Source organism: Ancylobacter dichloromethanicus, from assembly GCF_018390645.1.
Taxonomy (GTDB): domain Bacteria; phylum Pseudomonadota; class Alphaproteobacteria; order Rhizobiales; family Xanthobacteraceae; genus Ancylobacter; species Ancylobacter dichloromethanicus.
In genome coordinates this window covers 128,043-152,018 of sequence record NZ_JAHBGC010000020.1, presented here as the reverse complement: position 1 = coordinate 152,018, position 23,976 = coordinate 128,043, and the positions used below count along the sequence as shown (strand labels likewise).

Sequence of the window (23,976 nt, the reverse complement as noted above, 5' to 3'; positions counted from 1 at the left end):
GCCGGCTCTAGCTAGCCCCCGGCCTCGTGCGGCCCGATCAACCGCCCGACATCCGGCATCCAGCGTATCGCCATGCCGAAGCGCTTCGCCTCCCCGGGGGCGATGAGCGACAGGCCGGGCTTTTCCATGAACTCGGCCGGCCCCACCTCGGGCGAGGCATAGCCGGCCCAGGGCTCGATGCACAGGAACGGCGCATCCGGCTTCGACCAGATGCCGAGATGCGGCATGTCGGGAAACGCCACCTCCAGCCCCGGCTCGCCCGGCACGCCGAAGCGCACATGGTGCGAGCGCAGGTCGAGAAAGATCAGCGCGTCGCGCTCGAACAGCGCGTCGGTCGGCTCCAGAATCGCGTCCACCGCCGGGTTGTCCTCGGTCGCGGTGGAAAGCAGCCCGCCGACCGGGCGATGGATCGCCTCCGCCTCCGCCTTCTCGAACACCAGCCGGTGGTCGGCCCGGGTGCCGCCATAGGGCAGCGGCCAGCGGAAGGCGGGATGGAAGCCGAAGCTGGCCGGCAGCGTCGCCTCGCCGGTGTTGGCCACCACCGCACTGATGGACAGCGTCGCCTCGGCGAGCGTGTAGGTGACGGTGAGCGAGAACGGGAACGGGTACTGCTTCAGCGTCTCGTCGTCGGCATGAAGCGCCAGACGCACCTCATGCTCCGTCGCCTCCTCCAGGGTGAAGGCGCGCCGGCGCGCGAAGCCATGCTGGCCCATCGCATAGACATTGCCCTCATGCAGCAACTGGTCGTTCGGCAGCCGCCCGACGATGGGAAAAAGCAGCGGCGCGCGGCCGGTCCAGAACGCCGGGTCGCCATTCCACAGCAGGTCGCGCCCGTCGCGATCCCGCAAGCCCACCATCTCCGCGCCCTGCGGCGAGATGTCCGCCTCCAGATAATCCGATTTCAGCTTCACCGGCCCCTCACCCATACCAATCCCCGTCTCGACTTCGCCAAAGATCAGGGCTAACCGGACCTAGCGGAACCGTGATTCCGCACCCCCGTCACCCTCATCGTCCGGTTTCCATCATGGCCCAGACTCTCGGCCCTGTCGCCGCGCTCCTGCTCGGCGTGTTCTTTCTGGTTACCGGAAGCGGCCTGCAGAATACCCTGCTGCCGCTGCGCGGCGCCTTCGAGGGCTTCAGCGCCATCAATCTCGGCATATTGGGGTCGAGCTATTATCTCGGCTTCGTGGTCGGCTGCCTCGCCGTGCCGCATCTGGTGCGCCGCACCGGGCATATCCGCGCCTTCGCCGCGCTCACCTCCGGCGTGGTGGCGATGATGATGGCGCACCCGCTGTTCATCGAGCCGATCACCTGGTTCGTGCTGCGCGCCATCACCGGCTTCTGCTTCGCCGGCCTCTATCTGGTGATCGAGAGCTGGCTCAACGACCGCGCCACCAACCAGACGCGCGGCTTCGTCATGAGCGCCTATGTCATCGTCGACTACGCCGCGCTGACCGCCGGCCAGATGATGATCACCGTCTATCCGGTGCGCAGCTTCGACCTGTTCGCCATAGCCGCCATCCTGTTCTCGCTCGCCACGCTGCCGGTGGCGATCGGCTCCAGCACCCAGCCGGCGCCGATCGAGACCGCGCGCATCCGCCTGCCCCGGCTGTTCCGCGCCGCGCCGGTGGCGATGGTCGGCTGCTTCGCCATCGGCCTCACCAATGGCTCGCTCTGGTCGCTGGGGCCGATCTTCGGCATCGGCAGCGGCCTGACCGCCGACGGGGCGGCGACCTTCATGAGCGCGGTGGTGGTGGCCGGCGCGCTGGCGCAGTGGCCGATCGGCTTCCTCTCCGACCGCATCGACCGGCGCCGCATCCTCGCCGCGCTGCTGGTCGGCGCCCTGCTGGCCGGCCTCGCACTCGGCGCGCTGCCCTTCGACCTCCTCGGCCTCAGCCTGCTCGGCATGGTCTATGGCGCGCTCTCGCTGCCCGCCTATTCGCTGGCCGCCGCCCATGCCTATGACCGCACCGCCCCCTCGGAAGCGGTGGAAACCGCCGCCGGGCTGCTGCTGCTCTACGGCATCGGCTCGGTGGTCGGTCCCGCCCTCGCCTCGCTGGGCATGCAGCATTACGGGCCGGGGGGGCTGTTCTTCTTCACCGCCGCCGCCTATGCGCTGCTGCTGCTGTTCGTGCTCTGGCGCATCTTCCTGCGCGAGCGCACGCCGCAGGGCGAAATCACCAGCGAGCCGATCGCCTCGGCGGCGACGGGAACCGTGCCACGGCCGGAAAAGGAGCCTCGCGACACGCCGCGCCCGGCGCCGTCGCGGCTGCGCTGGCGCCGTGCCGCCTCGCCCGCGCCATCCTCGACCGGGCCGGCCGCGGCGCCGGACGACACCGCGCCCGACGCCCCCTTCCCTACAGAGCAGGACGGGCGCTCCGACGGCGCCTAGAGCCCATCCGGTGAAAGCCGGGCTACCGGATGAACTCTAGGTGTTTGTTTTGGCGCATTTTCTTCACGCGAACCGGAACTCACGTCGCTGGAAAATGCGCTAGGCTGCGAGGAACAGATCCGGCGACCGGCCGTTGACGCTGCGCATCTGGGGGGCCCGCATGATCAAGTATGCCGTCATCTTCCTCGTGATCTCGGTCATCGCCGGCGCCGTCGGCTTCACCGGCGTGTCGGCGCTGGCCCGCAGGATCTCGCTGCTGCTGTTCGGGCTGTTCTTCCTCGGATTCCTGCTGCTGATCGGCTTCGCCATGCTGGTCGACCAGGCGGTGACGGCGCCCTGACGGCGCGCCGCCATTCGTCCGGGGCGGGCGCGCTGCCGCCGCCCGCGCTGCATTGACCTACCGCAAGGCGCCCCGTCGCCATCGCGCTAGCCTCCGGGAAACTACCCGCGGAGGATGTCATGCCGATCGAATCGCTTATCTTCGTCGCCGGAGTCGTGATCGCCTTCACCGGCTTCGCCGCCGCGCTGGCCTATGTCGAGGCCAGCACCAAGGCAACGCGCCGCAAGAACCATCCGCTTCCCGGCGAATGAGCGCGCGCGGGCGATCAGGCGGCCTTCTGCGCGCTGGCCATGCCGAGGGCGAGTTGCTCGACCTTGTTGGCGCGGTTGATCCAGCCCTTCTCGAACCGAGCCTTGTCCAGCCCCTCATAGAAGTCGCGCCGCGCCTGGGAAAGGCGCCGGACGATGTCGACCGCGTCACGCCGGCGCGTCGCCTCCAGCGTCACCGGGCCGATGGAGCCGTCGGGCGCGGTGCCCACGACGCTCTGCAGCATCTTCACCGCACGGGCGGGACCGGCGTTGACGCCGTGGTCGAACACGACGAGATCGACGCCCGGCGGAAGCTGCTCGCATTTCATCACGTTCCAGTACATCGACCGGTAGATGTCGCGGGCTTCCTCCTTTGTCAGCTTGGCCACGTCGTCCACCGATGCCTCCTCGCCGCGATAGGCCGAGAGCGTGCGGATGGTGATGCCGAACTTGGTTGCGCCGCCGGGATCGAACGTGTCGTTGGAGAACCCGCCCTCGCCTCCGAAGACGATCTCCAGGCACGCCTGGAAGCGCGCGGCGGCCGCGTCGGTCCGGGCGGCCTCGGAGGCGGGCGACGCGCCGGCGGGGCGTCCGGCCACCATCTCCTCCGCCTGACGCACCTGCGCGCGGATCGCGGTGCCGGCCTGGTCGGCGAACCGCCCCTGCAGCTCGAAGGACGCGGTGTCCTTGGCGCGCGAGGAGGCGGAGGAACCGAGGTGATAGCTGACCACGGTGGCGAAGGCCGAGACCAGGCCGCCAATGACGATGTTGATGAGCTGGAGCAGCGGCGCGTTGCTGGTGAAGGGTGATTGCCGGTCGGGGGTGAGCGGCTGCAGCAGCACCCACAATATCCAGAAGAACCCCACCACGATGACGATGGAGATGACGACCGGCGCCCAGGCGAGCGGATTGCGCGCGCTGGCCAGCGCCAGAAACGTGTCGCGCGCGCCGGCGCGGTCCTTGTCGTCCCGCTCGCGCTGGGCAAGGTCGCTCGCCGCGGCGCGGCTCTCGCGCTCGATGGTGAGCCGCAACGCCTCCAGCTCGCCCTGGCGCTGCGCCTCCTCGCCCTGCGCGGCGATGCGCGCCAGTTCCAGCTTGAGCTCGCTGGCGAGCTTGGGGTCGGCGGCGAGCTGCGCCTGCGCCTTCTGCGGGTCCTTCGTGCCGGTGGCGGCCTCCACCGCGTTGCTGACGGCCTCGATGATCGGGCCCGACCGGGGTCCGAATGCCAGTTTGAGGATTTCAGGCAGAAGCGAACCGGCCAGCACGACAAGCGGATTCATGGCAGCCCCCAATGTTGCTACCTAAGATTGCTGTCGAATAATACCACTTGTCAAGGTTGCATCTGCGACAGGCGCGATGGCGACCCGGTCGTGCCCCCGCAACGGCCGCTGACGCAAAAAGGCGGCCTGCGGGCCGCCTTTTTCAAGTTCGTCTGTCCCGACCGTCGCGCGAGGCTCAATCGTCGAGGAGCGGGCGCAACCTACGGATCATCAGTTGTCCAGAAAACTCCGCAGCTTTCTGGAGCGGCTCGGATGCTTGAGCTTGCGCAGCGCCTTGGCTTCGATCTGGCGGATACGCTCGCGCGTCACCGAGAATTGCTGGCCGACCTCTTCCAGCGTGTGGTCGGTGTTCATGCCGATGCCGAAGCGCATGCGCAGCACCCGTTCCTCGCGCGGGGTCAGCGAGGCCAGCACGCGCGTCGTGGTCTCGCGCAGATTGCTCTGGATCGCCGCGTCGATCGGCAGGATGGCGTTCTTGTCCTCGATGAAGTCGCCAAGGTGGCTGTCTTCCTCGTCGCCGATCGGCGTCTCCAGCGAGATCGGCTCCTTGGCGATCTTGAGGACCTTGCGCACCTTCTCCAGCGGCATGCCGAGCTTCTCGGCCAGTTCCTCCGGGGTCGGCTCGCGGCCGATCTCGTGCAGCATCTGGCGCGAGGTGCGCACGATCTTGTTGATCGTCTCGATCATGTGCACCGGGATGCGGATGGTGCGGGCCTGGTCGGCGATCGAGCGGGTGATCGCCTGCCGGATCCACCAGGTGGCATAGGTCGAGAACTTGTAGCCGCGGCGGTACTCGAACTTGTCCACCGCCTTCATCAGGCCGATATTGCCTTCCTGGATCAGGTCGAGGAACTGCAGGCCGCGATTGGTGTACTTCTTGGCGATGGAGATGACGAGGCGCAGATTGGCCTCCACCATTTCCTTCTTCGCCTGCCGGGCTTCCTTCTCGCCCTTCTGCACCATCTGCACGATCTTGCGGAATTCCTGGATCTCCAGCCCGGTCTCGGTGGCCAGAGCGTGGATTTCCGAGCGCAGATCCTTGATGCCGTCGAGTTCCTGGCCGACGAAGCCCTTCCAGCCGCGCGAGGTGAGGTTCTTCACCCGGGCGACCCATTTCGGGTCGAGCTCGGAGCCCTGATACTGGCGCAGGAAGTCCTCGCGCGAGACGCCGAAGCTCTCGGCGAGGCGCATCAGCCGGCCTTCCAGCGAGACGAGGCGCTTGTTGATGTCGTAGAGCTGCTCGACCAGGTTGTCGATCCGCGCCTGATTGAGCGAGAGCGACTTCACGTCGACGATCAGCGCGTCCTTCAGGCTCTTGTATTTGCGGTCCTGCGAGGGCGAGAGGCTCTCGTTCTTCAGCTTGGACTCGACGTTCTGGTCCTGCAGGCGGCGCAGCTTCTTGTAGGCATCGGCGATGCGATCGAAGGTTTCCAGCACCTTCGGCTTGATCTCGGCCTCCATCGCCGCCAGCGACAGGGAATTCTCCATGTCGTCGTCGTCGTCGGAAGCGATGCTCTCGCCGAGCGTGGGCTCGCGCTCCTCCTCGGCCTCGGGGGCGAGCGTGCCGCCCTCGACGATCGGGCCGTTCTTCGCCTCGGGGCCGGCATAGGTGGCCTCCAGGTCGATGATGTCGCGCAGGAGGACCTTGCCCTCGACCAGTTCGTCGCGCCAGATGATGATGGCCTGGAAGGTCAGCGGGCTCTCGCACAGCCCGGCGATCATCGCCTCGCGGCCGGCCTCGATGCGCTTGGCGATGGCGATTTCGCCCTCGCGCGAGAGCAGCTCGACCGAACCCATCTCGCGCAGATACATGCGCACCGGGTCATCGGTGCGCTCGCCCGGCTCGGACTTGGTCTCGGAACGGATGACCGTGCGCGAGCCGGTCTCGGCCAGCTCGCCGCTGCTCTCTTCCTCTTCCTCGGCCGCTTCGGCGGGGGCTTCCTCGCCTTCCGCCTCGGCCTCGGCTTCCTCGGCCTCGACGACATTGATGCCCATCTCGTTGAGCATCGCGTAGATGTCCTCGATCTGGTCGGAGGTGTTCTGCTCGGAAGGCAGAACCTCGTTCAGTTCGTCATAGGTGACATAGCCGCGCTTCTTGGCGAGCTTGATCATCTTCCGGACGCCAGCGTCCGAAAGGTCCAGCAACGGGCTGTCCGGGGTGTCGCCGTCCTTCTCGGGGGCTTCCGTCGCTTCCGCTGCCTGCTTCGCCATGCGTTGTGCTCCTCAAGCGCCGGCGACCTGCGCCCCGGCGTACGATGGCGGCCCGTACGGCACCGCCCTTCGATCGTTCAACCCGCGTCCCGCGCTTTGGCCGGCGAGAGACGCAAACAGGGCTACGCGCACCACGCGGCGGGAGACGCGCGGGCGAGCAGCCCAATGGGACCCGTTACATCGTCCGCGCCGGGCGACCCGACGCGGCGCCGAACCCCTCTACCAAAGCTTCGGTTCCGTCAAGTGCTGCGAGCTGACTTTGTACGTCGAGAAAGCGCGCCCAATTCATCTCCGTGGGCTCCTCCGCCAGGCGCTTCTCGGCTTCTTTCAGTTCCTTAGATAGGGCGTGGCCCCGCCGGTGCAAGACCAGCCGCTGGTGCCACCACAACTCCACATCCACCCGTCCGGCATCGGAAAAGGCCGGCCAGTCGTGCCGCGCCACCGCGAGGCGCGCCAGCCGGGCGACCAGCGGGGCGAAGCCCTGCGCCTCCAGCCGGGCCTCCAGCCGCGCCGGCTCCTCGGCGTCGCCCTCCATATGGGCATCGAGCAGCGCCCGGCGCAGTTCGGCAATCTCCCGGTTGGCCAGCGACAGGCCCGCGAGTTCCTCGGCGCACTGGTCGATCAGCCAGGGATGGTTGATCAGCGCGAACAGGAGCAGCGCCTCGTTGCGCGGCATTTCCGCCGCCGTGCCGCGCACCAGCGCCGAGCGGCGCATGGTCTCGCCCACGCCCCCTCCCGGCAGGCCGCGCCCGCCGGCGACCGGCCGGCGCCCGCCGCCTCTGCCGGCGTAGCGGCCCGGATAGTCGCCGCCGCTCCGGCGCCCGCCCTCGCCCTTCACCGCCACCGGCGCGAACAGCCGGCGGAAGCGCTCCAGAAGCTCGCTGCGGTAATGCTTGCGCACCGTCTCGTCGCCGATGACGCGCACGATCTCGCCGATCCGCGCCTCCAGCGCCGCGCGGCGCTCGGGCGTGTCGACGCTCGCGCTCTCCATTTCGCGCGCCCACAGCACATCGGCCAGCGGGCGGGCCTGCGCCAGCACCGCGTCCACCGCCTCGCGCCCGCCGGCCCGCACCAGATCGTCCGGGTCCTGCCCCTCGGGCAGCAGGCCGAAGGAAAGGCTCATGCCCGGCTTGAGATGCGGCAGAGCGAGGTCCATCGCCCGCCAGGCGGCGCGGCGGCCGGCCTTGTCGCCGTCGAACAGCAGCACCGGCTCGGGCGCCATCTTCCACAGGAGCGCCAGTTGCTCCTCGGTCAGCGCGGTGCCGAGCGGGGCCACCGCCCCGGCAAAGCCGGCCTCGACCAGGGCGATGACGTCGACATAGCCCTCCGCCGCGATGACCGGCGCGCCGTTATGGGCGGCGGCGCGGGCGTTGAAGCCGTTGTAGAGCAGCGATCCCTTGTGGAAGAGCGGCGTTTCCGGCGAGTTGAGGTACTTGGCCGGCACGTCCTTTTCCAGCGCCCGCCCGCCAAAGGCCACCACCCGCCCGCGCAAATCGGTGATCGGGAAGATCACCCGGTCGCGGAACCGGTCATAGGGGATGGCGATGTCCTCGGCTGAAATCAGCAGCCCGGCCTCGACCATGTCCTCCACCGGCACGCCGCGCGCGCCCAGCGCCTCCTTCAGCGCGAATCGCTCGGGCAGCGCATAGCCGAGCCGGAACCGCCCCTGTACCGAGGGGCCGAGGCCGCGATCGGCGAGATAGCCGCGCCCCTTGGCGCCGGCGCGGCCCTGCAGCGCCGCCTCGAAATACTGCGCGGCGAGTTCCATCACCTCGTGCAGCGTCTTGCGCCGGCTCTCGCGCTTTTCTTCCTCGCGCGACTGCACCGGCATCGGCACGCCGGCCATCGAGGCCAGCCGCTCCACCGCCTCCGGGAAGGGCAGGCCGTCGACCTCCATCAGGAAGTCGAACTGGTCGCCATGCTTGCCGGAGGAGAAGCAGTGGTAGAAGCCCTTCTGGTCGTTGACATAGAAGGACGGCGTCTTCTCCGGGTTGAACGGCGACAGACCGCGCCATTCGCGCCCCTGCTTCTTCAGCTGCACGCGCTTACCCACCACCTCCGACACCGGGAGGCGGGTACGTATCTCGTCGAGGAACGAGGGCGGAAAGCGCATGGAGGATTCGATCCTTCGGTCGGAACGCCCCTTCTAGCAGGCAAGAGGCAGGCCGGTTGGTCGCGCCAGTGCTCTGAAGTGGCAGTCCGACACTCCTCCCGCAATCCCCATTATTCACCGGAGAAAAAATCCGCCAATTCTCAACCATTCGGTTGACAATCACCGTCGGTGCGCAGATATTAAACCACATGGTTGAACATATGCACATCGCCGGCAGCCGGCTCGATCACGTCTTCCACGCCCTCGCCGATCCGACGCGGCGGGCCATGCTGCAAAGCCTTGCCTCGGGCGAGCGCACGGTGAGCGAACTCGCCGAGCCCTTCGCCATGTCGCTGGCCGGCGCCTCCAAGCACATCAAGTCGCTGGAGGCGGCGGGACTGGTGACGCGCGACATCAGGGGCCGGCAGCATCTGTGCCGGCTCCAGCCCGACCGTCTGGCCGAGGCGCATGAATGGCTGAGCTTCTACGAACGCTTCTGGACCGAGCGGCTCGACGCTCTCGATGCCCTGCTGCGCCAGCCGGATCGCGAAATCGTGCCTTCATCCGAACCCAAGGGAGACGACAGATGAACACCCATGCCGCCAATGGCTATGCCACCCTGCAGGCTGCCGACACACTGCGCTTCGAGCGCCTGCTGCCCGGCCCGATCGAACGGGTCTGGGCCTATCTCACCGAGCCGGAGAAGCGCCGGCTCTGGCTTGCCGCCGGCCCGATGGAACTGGTGCCGGGCGGCGCGGTCGATCTCGTCTTCCGCAATGGTGAACTCGGCGGCGACGAGCCCCCGCCAGAGCGCTTCGCCTGCCATTCCGGCGAGTTTCACAATCAGGGCGTGGTGATCGCCTGCGAGCCCAACCGCCTGCTGCACTTCACCTGGGAGACCGGCTCGCCCTCCGAATCCGACGTCACTTTCGAGCTTGCCCCGCGCGGCGAGCGGGTGCTGCTCACCGTCACCCATCGCCGCCTCGTCAAACGCAGCACGCGGCTGGGCGTGGCCGGCGGCTGGCACTCGCACCTCGCCCTGCTGGAAGCCGAACTGGCACATGAGGAACGCCCGGCCTTCTGGCCGCTCGTCGCCCGCTACCGGGACGAATACGAACAGCGTCTGCCGGAATAAGGCGGGGGCCAGAACGCGGCCGGGGCCGGTCCCGGCCGATTCCGCTCAGGCGGTGAGCGGCGCTTGACCGTGCAGCGGCCCCATCGCCCCCGCTGTCCCCAGCGGTCAGCTCACGCCCATATAGCCACGCCACAGCGCTGCGGCGAGGATGCCGAGCGCGATCGCCGGCAGCGCCTTGCGCAGCACCAGCCGGGCGAGGATGGCGACGCCGACGGCCACATAGCCCTCCGGCCCGCCGCGCACCGTCGCCGGCACCACCAGCGCCACCAGCACCGCCCCGGCGAGATAGCGCAGGAAATTCTCGGTGCGGGCCGACATCGGCACGAAGCCGACCAGGAAGATGCCGCCCGCCCGCGTCGCATAGGTGACGAGCGCCATGGCGAGGACGACGAGCAGCGCATTGGTGGTGCTCATGGCCGCTTCAGCTCGTCGCGAATGAGACCGGCGAGGCCCCCGGCAAGCCCGCCCACCATCACGTGCCAGTTGGGCGGCAGGAACCACACCGCGCCCAAGGCCGCCAGCCCGGCGACCAGCCAGGGCAGGTCGTCGACGCGCCCGCGCCGCAGCCCGACCAGCGTGGTGGCGAAGAAGGCCACCAGCACGAGGTCGAGCGCATAGGTCTTCACGTCGTCGAGCGTCAGCCCGCCCGCCACCGCGCCGATCACGGTCGCCGATACCCAGGTCACCCACATCAGCGCGCCGCCGCCGACGAGATAGCCGAGGTCGCGCTCGCCGCGCCGCTCGGCGGCAATCAGCGCCGCCCAGTTGAGGTCGCTGAGCAGCGCCATCGCGCCGTAGACCTTCCACGCCGGAAGCCCCCGGCACAGCCCCCGCAGCGACGCGCCGAGCAGGATGTGCCGCGCATTGATGGCGAAGGTCGCCACCAGCAGCGGCAGCCACGGCACCGGGCTCGTCCACAGGTCCAGCACGGCGAACTGCGCCGCGCCGGCGAAGGCGGCCATGCTCATCAGCGCGGCGACCCAGCCCTCGATCCCGACGCCGCGCGCGGCGATGCCGAAGGCGACGCCGAACACGAACACCGGGGGGAGCACGGCGAGGATAGCCCGCGCCCCGCGCCAGCACCCCGCCGCTGTCAGCGTGGCCCCGGGCGGGCGTGGTTGGGAGGCTGGAGCCATGGCGGGGTACGCGGAGGTATAGGCGGAGGACGTGAAGACGACGGCTTGCCGGCGAGGCCGGCTGCCGTCGTCGTCGGCTCAGGCGGTGAGCAGCGCCTTGACCGTGCCGCTGGCCTTGGCGAAATCCATCACCCCGGTGTGGCGCTCCTTCAGCGCCGCCATGGTGCGGCCCATGTCCTTGAGGCCGCGCGCGTCGATCTCGGCGATGACGGCGGCGATGGCCGCCTGCGCTTCGGCTTCGGTCATCTGCGCCGGCAGGAAGCCCTGGATGATCGCGGTCTCCTCGCGCTCCTGGGTGGCAAGATCGGCGCGGCCGGCTTCCTCATAGACCCTCGCCGATTCCTCGCGCTGCTTGATCATCTTGGCGAGCAGGCCGAGCAGTTCGTCGTCGGAAAGCGGGTCCTTGCCATGGCCGCGCGCCTCGATGTCGCGGTCCTTGATCGCGGCATTGACGAGGCGCAGCGTGCCGAGGCGCCGCTTGTCCTGAGCCTTCATGGCCTCTTTCAGCGAGGTGTTGATGTCGTCGCGCAGCACGTTGGCCAGCCTTCCTGCAAACCGCGAGCCGGCGCGCCAGAGCCCGCTTCCGGGGCCGCACGCCGCTCGCGCCAATGGATGTTCGCCCCATGGGATCTCGGCCCATTCCGGCGGTCGCCGCTTCCTGTCCGGATGCGCCTCGCCCGGGTTCCGGCGCAGCCATCCGCAATTCGTGGGCCAGATACGCAGCGGGGAGGCTGGCATCCGGCGCGGCAACGGACTAATTAGGGCACACGATGACAGGGAACAAGATCAATGAACGGTAGCGCTGAACAGCACACCGGCGATGAGGTGTGGGCCGAGCCGCTCGCAACCGCCGTCCTCGTCCTGGCCGATGGCACGGTCCTCGAAGGCTTCGGCCTCGGCGCCACCGGCCAGGCGGTGGGCGAAGTCTGCTTCAACACCGCCATGACCGGCTATCAGGAAGTGCTGACCGATCCGTCCTATGCCGGGCAGATCATCACCTTCACCTTCCCCCATATCGGCAATGTCGGCACCAATGAGGACGACGTCGAGACCATCTCGATGGCCGGCGCCTCCGGGGTGCGCGGCGTGGTGCTGCACTCCGCCATCACCGACCCGTCGAACTACCGCGCCACGCGCCATTTCGACGCGTGGCTGAAGGCGCGCGGCATCATCGCCATTTCCGGTATCGACACCCGCGCGCTGACCGCGCTGATCCGCGACGGCGGCATGCCCAACGCGGTGATCGCCCATGCGCCGAACGGCCAGTTCGACCTGCCGGCGCTGAAGGCGGAGGCCGCCGCCTGGCCCGGCCTCGAAGGCATGGACCTGGTGCCGATGGTCACCTCCGCCCAGCGCTTTTCCTGGGACGAGACCACCTGGACCTGGCCGGACGGCTTCGGCCGGCAGACCGCGCCGGCCCACCATGTCGTCGCCGTCGACTACGGCATCAAGCGCAACATATTGCGCCTGCTGGCCCGCGCCGGCTGCCAGGTCACGGTGGTGCCCGCCACCACCTCGGCGGAGGAGATTCTCGCCCTCCAGCCGGACGGCGTGTTCCTTTCCAACGGTCCCGGCGACCCGGCGGCGACCGGCGCCTATGCGGTGCCGGTGATCCGCGAGATCATCGCGCGCGGCGTGCCGACCTTCGGCATCTGCCTCGGCCACCAGATGATCGGCCTCGCGGTCGGCGGCCGCACGGTGAAGATGCACCAGGGTCATCACGGCGCGAACCACCCGGTGAAGGACAACACCACCGGCAAGGTCGAGATCACCTCGATGAATCATGGCTTCGCGGTCGACCGCGACAGCCTGCCGGCCACCGCCACCGAGACCCATGTCTCGCTGTTCGACGGCTCCAATGCCGGCATCGCGCTGACCGACCGCCCGGTGTTCTCGGTGCAGTACCACCCCGAGGCGAGCCCCGGCCCGCAGGACAGCCACTACCTGTTCGACCGCTTCGTCGAGATGATCGCGAACAACAAGAGGGCGGCCTGAGCGGGCCTCTTCCGCCACCGGGAGGGACGCCGGCAAAGGGCGCCCTTCCCCCGCGAGGGAATCTGGTTTAAGGGAAGCCCCCAATTGCGGGGCGTGACCCCGCCCAGAAAGTTCAATCCGGGTCCGCCCAAGGACGCGTTCTCGACGCGTCCTTTTTCGTGCGCCCGGACAATGCGCGAGCCGCACGGGACCCGATGCCGAAACGCACAGACATCTCCACCATCCTCATCATCGGCGCCGGCCCCATCGTCATCGGGCAGGCCTGCGAGTTCGACTATTCCGGCACCCAGGCGTGCAAGACGCTGAAGGCCGAGGGCTACCGGGTGGTTCTGGTCAATTCCAATCCGGCGACCATCATGACCGACCCGGATCTGGCCGACGCCACCTATATCGAGCCGATCACCCCGGAAATCGTCGCCAAGATCATCGCCCGGGAGCGCCACGCCGTCCCCGGCGGCTTCGCCCTGCTGCCGACCATGGGCGGCCAGACCGCGCTCAACTGCGCGCTGTCGCTGCGCAAGATGGGCGTGCTGGACGAATATGACGTCGAGATGATCGGCGCCACCGCCGAGGCCATCGACAAGGCCGAGGACCGCGAGTTGTTCCGCGACGCGATGACCCGGATCGGCCTCGACACGCCGCGCTCGCGCCAGATCAAGACCCTGCCGCAGGCGCTGGAGGCGCTGGACGAGATCGGCCTGCCGGCCATCATCCGCCCGTCCTTCACCATGGGCGGCCAGGGCGGCGGCATCGCCTACAACAAGTCGGAATATATCGAGATCATCGAGCGCGGCATCGACGCCTCCCCCACCAACGAGGTGCTGGTGGAAGAGAGCGTGCTGGGCTGGAAGGAATACGAGATGGAGGTCGTCCGCGACAAGGCGGACAACTGCATCATCGTCTGCTCGATCGAGAACATCGACCCGATGGGCGTCCACACCGGCGATTCCATCACCGTCGCTCCGGCGCTGACGCTGACCGACAAGGAATACCAGATCATGCGCGACGCCTCGCTGGCGGTGCTGCGCGAGATCGGCGTCGAGACCGGCGGCTCCAACGTGCAGTTCGCCATCGACCCGGAAACGGGCCGGATGATCGTCATCGAGATGAACCCGCGTGTCTCGCGCTCCTCGGCGCTGGCCTCCAAGGCGACCGGCTTTCCCATCGCCAAGGTCGCCGCGCGCCTCGCGGTCGGCTACACGCTGGACGAGATCGCCAACGACATCACCGGCGGCGCCACCCCGGCCTCGTTCGAGCCGACCATCGACTATGTCGTCACCAAGATTCCGCGCTTCGCCTTCGAGAAGTTCCCCGGCGCCGAACCGACGCTGACCACTTCGATGAAGTCGGTCGGCGAGGCGATGGCGATCGGCCGCACCTTCCAGGAATCGCTGCAGAAGGCGCTGCGCTCGCTGGAAACCGGGCTCACCGGCCTCGACGAGATCGAGATCGAGGGCCTCGGCCTCGGCGACGACCGGAACGCGGTGCGCGCCGCGCTCGGCACCCCCACGCCGGACCGCCTGCTCAAGGTGGCGCAGGCCATGCGCCTCGGCCTTGACGACGCGGCCATCCACGCCGGCTGCAGGATCGACCCGTGGTTCCTCGAACAGATCCGCGAGATCGTCGACACCGAGGCCAAGGTCCGCGCCCACGGGCTGCCGAAGACCGCCGGCGCCTTCCGCCGGCTCAAGGCCATGGGCTTCTCCGATTCGCGCCTCGCCGGCCTCGCCCGCCTCTCGGAAAGCGACGTGGCGGCGCGTCGCCGCGCGCTGGACGTGCGCCCGGTCTACAAGCGCATCGACACCTGCGCCGCCGAGTTCGCGGCCCCCACCGCCTATATGTACTCGTCCTACGAGATGCCGTTCGCCGGCGTCCCGGCCGACGAATCGCGCCCCACCAACGCGAAGAAGGTCGCCATTCTCGGCGGCGGCCCCAACCGCATCGGCCAGGGCATCGAGTTCGATTATTGCTGCTGCCATGCCGCCTTCGCGCTGAAGGATGCGGGCTACGAGACCATCATGGTCAACTGCAACCCGGAGACCGTGTCGACCGACTACGACACCTCCGACCGGCTCTATTTCGAGCCGCTGACCGCCGAGGACGTGATCGAGATACTGGAGCGCGAGCGCTCCAGCGGCACGCTGCACGGCGTCATCGTGCAGTTCGGCGGCCAGACCCCGCTGAAGCTCGCCCGCGCGCTGGAAGAGGCGGAGATCCCGATCCTCGGCACCTCGCCGGAGGCGATCGACCTCGCCGAGGACCGCGACCGCTTCAAGACCCTGCTGGACAAGCTCAAGCTGCGCCAGCCGGCCAACGGCATCGCCTATTCGGTCGAGCAGGCGCGGCTGGTGACGGCCGAACTCGGCTACCCCCTCGTCGTGCGCCCCTCCTATGTGCTGGGCGGGCGGGCGATGCAGATCATCCACGAGGAAAGCCAGCTCGGCGACTACCTGCTGGAGACGCTGCCGGGGCTGGTGCCGAACGACATCAAGGCCCGCTACCCCAACGACAAGACCGGGCAGATCAACACGCTGCTGGGCAAGAACCCGCTGCTGTTCGACCGCTACCTCTCCGACGCCATCGAGGTGGATGTGGACTGCCTCGCCGACGGCAAGGATACCTTCATCTGCGGCATCATGGAGCACATTGAGGAAGCCGGCATCCATTCCGGCGATTCGGCCTGCTCGCTGCCGCCCTACTCGCTGTCGCCGGAGATGATCGCCGAACTGGAGGCGCAGACCCGCAAGATGGCGCTGGCGCTCGGCGTCGGCGGGCTGATGAACGTCCAGTACGCCATCAAGGACGGCATGGTCTTCGTGCTGGAGGTCAATCCGCGCGCCTCCCGCACCGTGCCCTTCGTCGCCAAGGTGGTCGGCCAGCCCTTCGCCAAGATCGCCGCCCGCATCATGGCCGGCGAGGCGCTGGCCTCGTTCGGGCTCAAGCCGTTCGCCGGCGACCATGTGGCGGTGAAGGAAGCGGTGTTCCCCTTCGCCCGCTTCCCCGGCGTCGACACGGTGCTCGGCCCGGAAATGCGCTCCACCGGCGAGGTGATGGGGCTCGACAGGTCGTTCCCCGTCGCCTTCGCCAAGAGCCAGCTCGGCGGCGGCACCAAGGTGCCGACCTCCGGCACCGTGTTCGTCTCGGTGCGGGACGGCGACAAGGCGCGCATCCTCGACGCGGCGCGGCTTCTTGTCTCGCTCGGCTTCAAGGTGATCGCCACCTCCGGCACCCAGCGCTTCCTGGTCGAGAACGGCGTGCCCAGCGCCAAGATCAACAAGGTGCTGGAAGGCCGCCCGCACATTGTCGACGCGATCAAGAACGGCGAGGTGCAACTCGTCTTCAACACCACCGAGGGCGCGCAGGCGCTCGCGGATTCGCGTTCGCTGCGCCGCGCCGCCCTCTTGCATAAAGTGCCGTACTACACCACGCTATCAGGAGCGATTGCAGCGGCGCGCGGGATCAAGGCCTATATTGGCGGCGATCTGGAAGTGCGGGCCCTGCAGGACTATTTCTAACCCGGTCGAGCCCGTCGGCGCCTCGCGGCGCGGGCGGCTTCCGGACATCACGATTAAGCCCGCGCGGGTGCTGAGACGAGGCCGATGGCCCTGATCAGGCACCCGCGGGGGCTTCGTTTGCTTTTGGGAGGTCAAGAACAGACCAATGGAAAAGATTCCGATGACCGCCGGCGGCCACGCCGCGCTGGAAGATGAACTCAAGCGCCGCCAGCAGGTCGAGCGTCCGCGCATCATCGAGGCCATCTCGGAAGCGCGCGCCCATGGCGACCTGTCCGAGAATGCGGAATACCACGCCGCCAAGGAACAGCAGGCGCTGAACGAGGGCCGCATCGCCGAGCTTGAGGACAAGCTGTCGCGCGCCGAGATCATCGACGTCGCCAGGCTCACCGGCGACACGGTGATGTTCGGCGCCACGGTCAAGCTGATCGACGAGGACACCGAGGAAGAGCGCGTCTGGCAGATCGTTGGCGACATGGAAGCCGACGCCAAGGCCGGGCGCATCTCCATTTCCTCGCCCATGGCCCGCGCGCTGATCGGCAAGAAGCTCGGCACCTCGGTGGAGGTGGTGACGCCCAAGGGCGCCCGCTCCTACGAGATCGCCGACGTCCGCTTCGCCTGACCGGCCGGGCGCATTCCCACATGACGGAGAAGGCGGCGATCGATCCGGCACGGCTCGAAGTCGTGGCGCCGAATTTCAAGCGCCGCCTCTCCGGCGTCACCTCGACGCTGGAGCGCGTGCTGCCCTATCAGGCGGGCGAAGTGGGCATCGCCGCCTTCGGGCCGGGGCTGGCGGAAGCCGTGCCCCGCATCGGCCTGGCCGACCTGCGCCATTTCTGGCGCCGGCCAGCCCGCCGTCCCGTCCGCATCTGGCACGCCCGGCGCAACGTGGAAATGCTGGCCGGCGTGGTGCTGCGCGATCTCCTGCGCATGAAGCTCGGGCTGGTCTTCACCTCCGCCTCGCAGCGCTGGCACACGCGCTGGAGCCGTTTCCTGATCTCCCGCATGGACGCGGTGATCGCCACCTCCGAGAAGACGGCGGGTTATCTCCAGCGCCCGTCCACCGTCATCCATCACGGCATCGACATGGGCAGCTTCGCCCCCGCGCCCGACAAGGCGCAAGCGCGCCGCGCCGTCGGCCTGCCGGGCGATCTCAGGATGATCGGCTGCTTCGGCCGCATCCGCGCCCAGAAGGGCACCGACGTGTTCGTCGACGCGCTGATCCGGCTGCTGCCCGATCATCCCGGCTGGGGCGGCGTGGTGCTGGGGCGGGCAACCTCCGCGCACACCGCCTTCTTCGCCGAGCAGCGGGCCAAGGTGGAGAAGGCCGGCCTCGCCGACCGCCTCCTCTTTCCCGGCGAGGTCGCGACCTCCGACATCGCCCGCTGGTACCGCGCGCTCGACCTCTATGTCGCCCCGCAGCGCTGGGAGGGCTTCGGCGTCACCCCGCTGGAGGCGATGGCCTGCGCCGTGCCGGTGGTGGCGACGCGGGTCGGCGCCTTCGAGGAACTGGTGATCGAGGGCGAGACCGGCGCCATCGTGCCGCCCGGCGATGTCGGCGAGATGGCCACCGCCGTGAAGGCCTTTCTGCAGCTTGACGAAGCAGCAGCGGCCGCAGTTGCGGTAGCCTCCCGGCACCACGTCGTCGCGACCCATTCGATCGAGGTCGAGGCGGCGAAGATCAACGCCGTCTACGAGCAGGTGTGGGCGTCCGCCTAGCGCGGCGGCGCGGCGAGCCCGAGCACCGGGGCGACGAGCCGGGCAATCTCCCCGCGCACGTCCAGCGTCGGCGGCTCCAGGTTTATCAACGAGTTAGCGAACTGTTCGGCGCCCACCGTGCCGAGCGGCAGGACGGCGAGGCTCGGGCCGAAGGACGGCGCCGCCCAGCTTTTCGCCGCCCAGGCGGAGATCGCCTCGCTGGCATAGCCATCATGCACCCTGGCCGAGCGCAGGCCGATGACCGGGCGCCGCGCCGTCAGCCCCTCGACCAGCATGCTCATGGAATCTTCAGTGACGACAACGGCATCCGCCCCGAACAGCGCCCGCACCGAGCCCGGTCCGGCGCCGCGGTAGTCGATGAACTCCGCCAGCACGCCCTCCCCGGCCAGTTGAGCGAAGCGCGTGCCGACCTCGTCCGGGGTGCGGCGCGAGGTGGTCACCCGCCAGCGCACGCCATGTTCGCGGGCGACCGCGCGGACCAGCGCGATCAGCGCATCCCATTCATTCTGCGGCCATTCCTTGCGATAGGCGGTGCCGCCGACCAGCAGCGCGATCTCCGCTCCCTTGAGGTCCCCCAGCGCGGCGAGCCGGCGCGGGGCGGGATAATCGGCCGGGTCGACAATGGAGGGGATCGGCGCCCAGGCCGAGCGCGGATTGCCCGCCGCGCGCGGCGAGGCGACGATCATCAGGCTGACCTCGCGCGTATCATAGCCGCCGATGCCGCCGGAATAGAGGAACGGCACGCCGCCGAACGCCCGGCTGAGGAGGATGCCCGCCGCGATGGTCGGCCGGCCCGAGCCGATGATCACATCCGGCTTTTCAAGGCTCTCCGCCTCGATGGCGTACATGGACCGGAGCCATTTGCGCGCGTCGCTTCCATAGCGGCGCATGATGAATTTGCGCACATCGTCATGGGCGAACCAGGTGGGACGGATGTCGAGCCGCGCCACCTCGGTGGGGGCGAGCCGCCCGACCGCCAGCGCGACGCCTTCGGCCTGGTTGAAATGCCCCGGCTTCTTGTCACGCAGGACCAGCAGTTTCACCGGCGCGCCCCGAACAGCTTGCGCCGCGCCGAGCGGGTCAGCTTCTGCGTGCGGTAGATCACCCGCTCGCGCGCCCGCACGGCGAGGCCGGTGAGCCCCCTCACCTCGCCGTCCCAGGTCTTGAAGGCGACGCGGGCGCGGCGGTGGATCGGCATCTCGCGGATGTCAGGGAAATGCGGCTTGAGCCGCGCCAGCCACCAGTCCGCGCCATGCTGCGAGACATGGGCGTTGCGCCCGTCGGAAAGCAGCATCTTGGCCGGGCCGGTGTCGATGACGAACAGCGCGTGCGCGGCGGAGGCGGCGATGGCGGCGAGCACCGCGTCGATCTCCTCGTCGGGGATATGCTCCATCACGTCGACATTCACCGCCAGTTCCACCCGCTTGCCCGGCAGGGTGGAAATCTCCGGGATCGCCGGATCGTAGCGATGGATCTCGGCAATGCCCGCCTTGGCGGCGATGAGAAAGGCCAGATTGCTCTGGCCACAGCCGAAATCGATCAGCGAGGAGGGTCGAAGCGCCATGATGTGCGGCAGCATGTCGGCCAGCGCGTGCCGCGCCGTGGCGCCATAGCGGTGGCGCGCATGCAGCTTCGCATATTCGTCGACCAGACTATGTGCCATCCCTAGGCTCCGAAAACGCGTCGCTTGAGCTTGCCGAAGAACCGCCGCAGCTTGCGCCCGCGCTTTTCCACCTTGCGTCCGAACCTGGTCTTCAGCGGCACGGAGGCGAAGGGCGTGCGGGCGCGGTAGGCGAGAAACAGCTCGCGCGCGGGGTGGTTGCAGTCGGTGTAGTTGGGTTTCACCTGCCCGATGAAGTGGACGATACGGGCCTCGCGCCAGATCGCCGGATCGTCGGTGTAGACGCCCTTCTCCAGCCGGCGGTGCAGGTTCCAGCGCTCGTCGAGCGGCAGCCACGCGCCCTGAAGCGCGCCGTTGAGCGCGTCCTGGTCCATCATCGGCAGGGTGGGATGGTCGTTGATGAAGTCGATCGTGCGCTCGGACACGCGCTCGCGCCGCCAGGCGTCGAGGTCGATCAGCAGCACGCCGCTGTTGAAATAACGCATCGCCTCCGGCAGCCCGATGTCGCGATTGCGCTTGGCGTGGCGCTCGGGCACCTGGCGGGCGATGTCGTCCACCGCCGCCAGCGCGAAGCCCTGCATCGGCAGGGTGGCGAGCGGAGCCAGCGGCGCGTTCACCAGCGTGTCGCAGTCGATGTAGAACAGCCGCCCGGTGGCCTCGGCGAGGCTCAGCGGCATCAGGATGCGGGCATAGGCGGTGCGCGAGAGGTGGTGGTTGACCGGCCGCGCGGCGAAATGCCGGACCATGTCGTCGGTCAGGTCGACGAAGACGATGTTGGCGAGGCCATAGGCGGCGGCGAGGCGCGCCTTGTCCTGTTCGCTGACCGCGTCGCAGAACACGTGGACCGAGGTGAAATCGCCCGCCGCCTTGTCGGCGAGCGAGGCGAGCATCACGCCGGTCAGCTCGACATAGGCGGTGTCGGTCGCGGTGGCGACGATCAAGCGGATTCCCCTTCCATCGGCACGACCGCGCTGTCCTTGGTCTGCTTCAGCGTGAGCGCCGTTTTCACGTTGCGCACATTCGGCGCGCCGGTCAGCTCCAGCACGAAGTTCTGGAAGGTGCGAAGGTCCGGGGCGACGCAGAGCAGGATGAAGTCGGTTTCGCCGGAGAGCATCCAGCAGGCGCGCACCAGCGGCCAGCGCTCCACCTGCGCGGCGAAGGCGGAGAGGTCGCCCTCCGCCTGGCTGACGAGGTGCACCATGGCGAAGGCCATCAGGTCGAAGCCGAGCTTCTTCTCGTCGAGAAGCGCCCGGTAGCCCTTGATGATGCCCTCTTCCTCCAGCGAACGGACGCGGCGCAGGCAGGGCGGCGCGGAAACGCCGACCCGCTGGGACAGCTCCACATTGGTAATGCGGCCATCGCCTTGCAACTCGCGCAGGATGTTCCAGTCGATGGCGTCGATGCGGCGAACCAAGGGGCGTCTCCGTGTGCGGCGGCCGAGGCGGCGCGCCTTCGGCCGCGACGATAGAGCAGCGGCCGGCGAGAGCAATTATCTTGCGCGCGGGCCTCGCGCAATCTTCCTTCTGGAAAACTAATGGATAGCAGGCGTCTGCCTTGCGGTTGCCCAGGTCAGCCCCTACATTTTCGCATGGCTTACGCGGCGTCCTTTGCATGGCGCTCATGCGCATGCCATCCGGCCTGATTTCCCGATCCGGCGACGCACGTCGCCGCAACACAGCGAGCCTCCCATGTCGGCCCCCTCCATCAGCCCGGCCAACCACGCCAAGGTCCTGATCATCGGCTCGGGCCCGGCGGGCTACACGGCCGCCGTCTATGCCGCCCGGGCGATGCTTGAGCCGGTGCTGATCCAGGGCATCCAGCCCGGCGGCCAGCTCACCATCACCACCGATGTCGAGAACTATCCCGGCTTCGCCGATCCGATCCAGGGCCCGTGGCTGATGGAGCAGATGCAGGCCCAGGCCGAGAAGATGGGTACCCGCATCGTCAACGACCTGGTAACGCGGCTCGACCTCTCCTCCCGCCCGTTCCGCGCCGAGACCGATTCCGGCACGGTGTGGATCGCCGAGACCGTCATCCTCGCCACCGGCGCGCAGGCCCGCTGGCTCGATCTCGATTCCGAGCAGGCCTATCGCGGCCATGGCGTTTCCGCCTGCGCCACCTGCGACGGCTTCTTCTACCGCGGCAAGGAAGTCGTCGTGGTCGGCGGCGGCAACACCGCGGTCGAGGAAGCCCTGTTCCTCACCAATTTCGCCTCAAAGGTGACGGTGGTGCACCGGCGCGACAGCTTCCGCGCCGAGAAGATCCTGCAGGAGCGCCTGTTCGCCCACCCCAAGGTGGAGGTGGTGTGGAACGCCGCCCTGCATGAGGTGAAGGGTCAGCACGAGCCGCCCAAGGTCACCGGCGTGGTGCTGAAGGATGTCGTCACCGGCGCGCTTTCCGAGCGGGCGGCGGATGGCGTGTTCATCGCCATCGGCCACGCCCCGGCGACCGACCTCGTTCAGGGCCAGCTCAAGCTCAAGCCGAGCGGCTATGTCTGGACGGTGCCCGATTCCACCCAGACCTCGGTCGAGGGCGTGTTCGCCGCCGGCGACGTCGCCGACGACATCTTCCGCCAGGCGGTGACCGCCGCCGGCATGGGATGCATGGCCGCGCTGGAGGTCGAGCGCTTTCTCGCCGCCCGCGAGCCACTCGCGCAAGCCGCCGAATGAACGAGGGCCCCCGCCGGATGGACAACAAGGCCAATCGCGCCCGCGACATGGACTGGGACAAGCTCAAAGTGTTCCACGTCGCGGCGGAGGCCGGCTCCTTCACCCATGCGGGCGAAGCTCTCGGCCTGTCGCAATCGGCGGTGAGCCGGCAGGTCTCGGCGCTGGAGCAGGAACTCAACATCCCGCTGTTCCACCGCCATGCGCGCGGGCTGATCCTGACCGAGCAGGGCGACCTGCTGTACCGCACCGCGCACGAAGTCTTCATGAAGCTGGAGGCGGCGCGGGCCAAGCTGACCGACTCGCGCGAGAAGCCGAACGGCGAATTGCGCGTCACCACCACGATGGGCCTCGGCACCCACTGGCTGACGGCGCGGATCGGCGAGTTTCTCGAACTCTATCCCGACATCCGCATCACGCTGATCCTTACCGACGACGAACTCGACCTTGCCATGCGCGAGGCCGATGTCGCCATCCGCCTGCGCCAGCCGGTGCAGCCGGACCTGATCCAGCGCAAGCTGTTCACCGTGCATTTCCACGCTTTCGCCTCGGCCGAATACCTCAAGCGCAACGGCCACCCGCGCACGCTGGACGAGCTCGACAAGGACAAGCACCGCATCATCCTGCTCGGCGGCCCCATCCCCTCCTATTTCCAGGGGCTGAACTGGCTGGAACGGGCCGGGCTGGAGGACGACCAGGAAGGCCGCATGCCGGCGCTCTCGGTCAACAACGTTCTCGGCCTCAAGCGGGCGGTGGAACGCGGCGTCGGCATCGGTATCGTGCCGGACTACCTGCTGGAGGATTCCGCCACGCTGGTGCAACTCTTCCCCGAGCGCACCACGCCGACGCTGGAGGCGTATTTCGTCTACCCCCAGGAAATGCGCTCGGTGGCGCGTATCCAGGTGTTTCGCGACTTCCTCGTCGCCAAGGCGCAGCGCTGGAGCTTCTGAGCCGCCCTCATTGGGTCGCCCTCATTGCGCCGGCAACTGTTCCGCCACTTCGCGGGCGACATAGTCGCCGGCGTGGCGCCAGCCCTCGTCATTGTCGCCGCGAAAGCTCAGCAGCCGCTCGAACACCAGCTTTCCCGTGTCGGCATCGAGCACCGCCACCCGCAGGGACAGGATCAGCGTGCTCATCTTGTGCACGCTGCCCACCAGCAGGAAGCCCGCCCCCGCCTGCCTGGCGCGCTGGCGCAGCACCTCCACCCCCTCCGCATCCAGCCGGCAGGCGGCCTCGCAAGGCAGCGGCAGGCTCTCAAGGCTCCCTTCCCGCCCGATATCCGCCCGCACCCCTTCGGTGAGCCCCCGGCGGCGGTCCTCATGCACCGCGCGCTGGTCCCCCGCCTCGCCGGACGAATCGGTGAAGCCGATATCGGCCACCGCGACCAGCGCCGACGCACCCGCACTGCCCGGCGCGAGCAGCAGCGGCAGTGACAGGACGACGCAGCCAAACGCCGTGACGAGGCGAAAAACGGGCATGGCATTCCTCCGTGCTGCGGCCGCTCTGCGGCGGCGGTTGGCGTAATGAGGCGCCAATCCGCCAGTTTGCACAAGACTCGAGGGCAGCCGGAGGTAATCGGCAGCTCAATTTACGGGCAATGACAGGCGTAAGAAAGGTTCAATGCAATAA

Annotated in this window: 23 protein-coding genes; 11 read left to right on the top strand and 12 right to left on the bottom strand. The window is 68.4% G+C overall.

What is annotated here, in order from left to right; translation table 11 throughout:
* Positions 1-11 precede the first annotated feature (11 nt).
* Complete coding sequence (locus tag KHC23_RS09440) at positions 12-926, bottom strand: aldose 1-epimerase family protein (RefSeq protein WP_213371817.1); 915 nt, start codon at positions 924-926, stop codon at positions 12-14.
* A 98-nt stretch (positions 927-1,024) separates the two neighbouring features.
* Between KHC23_RS09440 and KHC23_RS09435 the strand changes: the two genes are divergently transcribed.
* The 3 genes from KHC23_RS09435 (at position 1,025) to KHC23_RS24640 (ending at position 2,983) form a co-directional block, all read left to right on the top strand.
* Positions 1,025-2,392, top strand: coding sequence for an MFS transporter (locus tag KHC23_RS09435; RefSeq protein ID WP_213371816.1), 1,368 nt, complete (start codon positions 1,025-1,027; stop codon positions 2,390-2,392).
* Positions 2,393-2,552: 160 nt separating this feature from the next.
* Positions 2,553-2,732 (top strand): DUF1328 family protein, encoded by a 180-nt coding sequence (locus KHC23_RS09430; RefSeq protein ID WP_213371815.1) that lies wholly within the window; start codon positions 2,553-2,555, stop codon positions 2,730-2,732.
* A 119-nt stretch (positions 2,733-2,851) separates the two neighbouring features.
* Positions 2,852-2,983 (top strand): hypothetical protein, encoded by a 132-nt coding sequence (locus KHC23_RS24640; RefSeq protein WP_271188604.1) that lies wholly within the window; start codon positions 2,852-2,854, stop codon positions 2,981-2,983.
* 14 nt (positions 2,984-2,997) lie between these two features.
* On the opposite strand, the gene KHC23_RS09425 is transcribed toward KHC23_RS24640, so the two are convergent.
* The 3 genes from KHC23_RS09425 to dnaG all read right to left on the bottom strand — a co-directional run bounded on the left by KHC23_RS09425 (position 2,998) and on the right by dnaG (position 8,584).
* Entirely contained in the window at positions 2,998-4,260 is a 1,263-nt protein-coding gene (locus KHC23_RS09425; RefSeq protein ID WP_213371813.1) for a glycoside hydrolase family 108 protein, read from the bottom strand.
* Positions 4,261-4,470: 210 nt separating this feature from the next.
* The gene (gene rpoD / locus KHC23_RS09420) at positions 4,471-6,471 is read right to left on the bottom strand and encodes an RNA polymerase sigma factor RpoD (protein WP_213371811.1); all 2,001 of its coding nucleotides are present in this window, start codon (positions 6,469-6,471) and stop codon (positions 4,471-4,473) included.
* Between the two features lie 175 nt (positions 6,472-6,646).
* Positions 6,647-8,584, bottom strand: coding sequence for a DNA primase (dnaG, locus tag KHC23_RS09415; RefSeq protein WP_213371809.1), 1,938 nt, complete (start codon positions 8,582-8,584; stop codon positions 6,647-6,649).
* A 188-nt stretch (positions 8,585-8,772) separates the two neighbouring features.
* Between dnaG and KHC23_RS09410 the strand changes: the two genes are divergently transcribed.
* The gene (locus KHC23_RS09410; RefSeq protein ID WP_213371807.1) at positions 8,773-9,153 is read left to right on the top strand and encodes an ArsR/SmtB family transcription factor; all 381 of its coding nucleotides are present in this window, start codon (positions 8,773-8,775) and stop codon (positions 9,151-9,153) included.
* A complete protein-coding gene (locus KHC23_RS09405; protein WP_213371805.1) occupies positions 9,150-9,698 on the top strand; it encodes an SRPBCC family protein in 549 nt (182 codons plus the stop codon). Before KHC23_RS09410 ends, KHC23_RS09405 begins: the two co-directional genes overlap by 4 nt.
* 105 nt (positions 9,699-9,803) lie before the next feature.
* Here the strand turns inward: KHC23_RS09405 and KHC23_RS09400 are convergent, their stop codons facing one another.
* The 3 genes from KHC23_RS09400 to KHC23_RS09390 form a co-directional block, all read right to left on the bottom strand.
* Positions 9,804-10,112, bottom strand: coding sequence for an AzlD family protein (locus KHC23_RS09400; RefSeq protein WP_213371803.1), 309 nt, complete (start codon positions 10,110-10,112; stop codon positions 9,804-9,806).
* A complete protein-coding gene (locus tag KHC23_RS09395; RefSeq protein ID WP_213371801.1) occupies positions 10,109-10,834 on the bottom strand; it encodes an AzlC family ABC transporter permease in 726 nt (241 codons plus the stop codon). Before KHC23_RS09395 ends, KHC23_RS09400 begins: the two co-directional genes overlap by 4 nt.
* A 78-nt stretch (positions 10,835-10,912) precedes the next feature.
* Positions 10,913-11,368, bottom strand: coding sequence for a GatB/YqeY domain-containing protein (locus KHC23_RS09390; RefSeq protein ID WP_213371799.1), 456 nt, complete (start codon positions 11,366-11,368; stop codon positions 10,913-10,915).
* A 255-nt stretch (positions 11,369-11,623) separates the two neighbouring features.
* On the opposite strand from KHC23_RS09390, the gene carA reads away from it, so the two are divergent.
* The 4 genes from carA to KHC23_RS09370 all read left to right on the top strand — a co-directional run bounded on the left by carA (position 11,624) and on the right by KHC23_RS09370 (position 18,060).
* Positions 11,624-12,829 (top strand): glutamine-hydrolyzing carbamoyl-phosphate synthase small subunit, encoded by a 1,206-nt coding sequence (carA, locus tag KHC23_RS09385; RefSeq protein ID WP_213371797.1) that lies wholly within the window; start codon positions 11,624-11,626, stop codon positions 12,827-12,829.
* Between the two features lie 194 nt (positions 12,830-13,023).
* On the top strand, positions 13,024-16,344 hold the full coding sequence (gene carB, locus KHC23_RS09380; RefSeq protein WP_213371795.1) for a carbamoyl-phosphate synthase large subunit: 3,321 nt from the start codon (positions 13,024-13,026) through the stop codon (positions 16,342-16,344).
* Positions 16,345-16,489: 145 nt separating this feature from the next.
* Complete coding sequence (gene greA / locus KHC23_RS09375) at positions 16,490-16,963, top strand: transcription elongation factor GreA (protein WP_213371787.1); 474 nt, start codon at positions 16,490-16,492, stop codon at positions 16,961-16,963.
* Positions 16,964-16,983: 20 nt separating this feature from the next.
* Positions 16,984-18,060, top strand: coding sequence for a glycosyltransferase family 4 protein (locus KHC23_RS09370; protein WP_213371785.1), 1,077 nt, complete (start codon positions 16,984-16,986; stop codon positions 18,058-18,060).
* Here the strand turns inward: KHC23_RS09370 and KHC23_RS09365 are convergent.
* The 4 genes from KHC23_RS09365 to KHC23_RS09350 are packed head-to-tail and all read right to left on the bottom strand — an operon-like array spanning position 18,057 to position 21,095.
* Positions 18,057-19,103 (bottom strand): ELM1/GtrOC1 family putative glycosyltransferase, encoded by a 1,047-nt coding sequence (locus tag KHC23_RS09365; RefSeq protein ID WP_213371783.1) that lies wholly within the window; start codon positions 19,101-19,103, stop codon positions 18,057-18,059. The two genes, KHC23_RS09370 and KHC23_RS09365, sit on opposite strands and share 4 nt — an antisense overlap.
* Complete coding sequence (locus KHC23_RS09360) at positions 19,100-19,723, bottom strand: methyltransferase domain-containing protein (RefSeq protein ID WP_213371781.1); 624 nt, start codon at positions 19,721-19,723, stop codon at positions 19,100-19,102. Before KHC23_RS09360 ends, KHC23_RS09365 begins: the two co-directional genes overlap by 4 nt.
* A 2-nt stretch (positions 19,724-19,725) precedes the next feature.
* Positions 19,726-20,622, bottom strand: coding sequence for a glycosyltransferase family 8 protein (locus tag KHC23_RS09355; RefSeq protein WP_213371779.1), 897 nt, complete (start codon positions 20,620-20,622; stop codon positions 19,726-19,728).
* Positions 20,619-21,095, bottom strand: coding sequence for an Lrp/AsnC family transcriptional regulator (locus KHC23_RS09350; RefSeq protein ID WP_213371777.1), 477 nt, complete (start codon positions 21,093-21,095; stop codon positions 20,619-20,621). The genes KHC23_RS09355 and KHC23_RS09350 overlap by 4 nt, the downstream gene beginning before the upstream one ends.
* Before the next feature lie 274 nt (positions 21,096-21,369).
* On the opposite strand from KHC23_RS09350, the gene trxB reads away from it, so the two are divergent.
* Together trxB and KHC23_RS09340 are read left to right on the top strand one after the other, a co-directional pair.
* A complete protein-coding gene (gene trxB, locus KHC23_RS09345) occupies positions 21,370-22,350 on the top strand; it encodes a thioredoxin-disulfide reductase (protein WP_213371775.1) in 981 nt (326 codons plus the stop codon).
* A 47-nt stretch (positions 22,351-22,397) separates the two neighbouring features.
* Positions 22,398-23,297: a LysR family transcriptional regulator gene (locus KHC23_RS09340; protein WP_213373178.1), complete on the top strand. Its 900-nt coding sequence runs from the start codon at positions 22,398-22,400 to the stop codon at positions 23,295-23,297.
* Between the two features lie 21 nt (positions 23,298-23,318).
* Here the strand turns inward: KHC23_RS09340 and KHC23_RS09335 are convergent, their stop codons facing one another.
* Complete coding sequence (locus KHC23_RS09335) at positions 23,319-23,825, bottom strand: DUF2380 domain-containing protein (RefSeq protein WP_213371773.1); 507 nt, start codon at positions 23,823-23,825, stop codon at positions 23,319-23,321.
* Positions 23,826-23,976: the final 151 nt, after the last annotated feature.

Coding starts and splice junctions, on each gene's coding strand:
- KHC23_RS09410 (WP_213371807.1), top strand. CDS start 8,773: ATGGTTGAACATATGCACATCGCCGGCAGCCGGCTCGATCACGTCTTC.
- carA (WP_213371797.1), top strand. CDS start 11,624: ATGAACGGTAGCGCTGAACAGCACACCGGCGATGAGGTGTGGGCCGAG.
- KHC23_RS24640 (WP_271188604.1), top strand. CDS start 2,852: ATGCCGATCGAATCGCTTATCTTCGTCGCCGGAGTCGTGATCGCCTTC.
- KHC23_RS09430 (WP_213371815.1), top strand. CDS start 2,553: ATGATCAAGTATGCCGTCATCTTCCTCGTGATCTCGGTCATCGCCGGC.
- KHC23_RS09335 (WP_213371773.1), bottom strand. CDS start 23,825: ATGCCCGTTTTTCGCCTCGTCACGGCGTTTGGCTGCGTCGTCCTGTCA.
- KHC23_RS09370 (WP_213371785.1), top strand. CDS start 16,984: ATGACGGAGAAGGCGGCGATCGATCCGGCACGGCTCGAAGTCGTGGCG.
- greA (WP_213371787.1), top strand. CDS start 16,490: ATGGAAAAGATTCCGATGACCGCCGGCGGCCACGCCGCGCTGGAAGAT.
- KHC23_RS09360 (WP_213371781.1), bottom strand. CDS start 19,723: ATGGCACATAGTCTGGTCGACGAATATGCGAAGCTGCATGCGCGCCAC.
- KHC23_RS09340 (WP_213373178.1), top strand. CDS start 22,398: ATGGACTGGGACAAGCTCAAAGTGTTCCACGTCGCGGCGGAGGCCGGC.
- KHC23_RS09425 (WP_213371813.1), bottom strand. CDS start 4,260: ATGAATCCGCTTGTCGTGCTGGCCGGTTCGCTTCTGCCTGAAATCCTC.
- KHC23_RS09435 (WP_213371816.1), top strand. CDS start 1,025: ATGGCCCAGACTCTCGGCCCTGTCGCCGCGCTCCTGCTCGGCGTGTTC.
- KHC23_RS09395 (WP_213371801.1), bottom strand. CDS start 10,834: ATGGCTCCAGCCTCCCAACCACGCCCGCCCGGGGCCACGCTGACAGCG.
- carB (WP_213371795.1), top strand. CDS start 13,024: ATGCCGAAACGCACAGACATCTCCACCATCCTCATCATCGGCGCCGGC.
- KHC23_RS09400 (WP_213371803.1), bottom strand. CDS start 10,112: ATGAGCACCACCAATGCGCTGCTCGTCGTCCTCGCCATGGCGCTCGTC.
- rpoD (WP_213371811.1), bottom strand. CDS start 6,471: ATGGCGAAGCAGGCAGCGGAAGCGACGGAAGCCCCCGAGAAGGACGGC.
- KHC23_RS09405 (WP_213371805.1), top strand. CDS start 9,150: ATGAACACCCATGCCGCCAATGGCTATGCCACCCTGCAGGCTGCCGAC.
- trxB (WP_213371775.1), top strand. CDS start 21,370: ATGTCGGCCCCCTCCATCAGCCCGGCCAACCACGCCAAGGTCCTGATC.
- KHC23_RS09440 (WP_213371817.1), bottom strand. CDS start 926: ATGGGTGAGGGGCCGGTGAAGCTGAAATCGGATTATCTGGAGGCGGAC.
- dnaG (WP_213371809.1), bottom strand. CDS start 8,584: ATGCGCTTTCCGCCCTCGTTCCTCGACGAGATACGTACCCGCCTCCCG.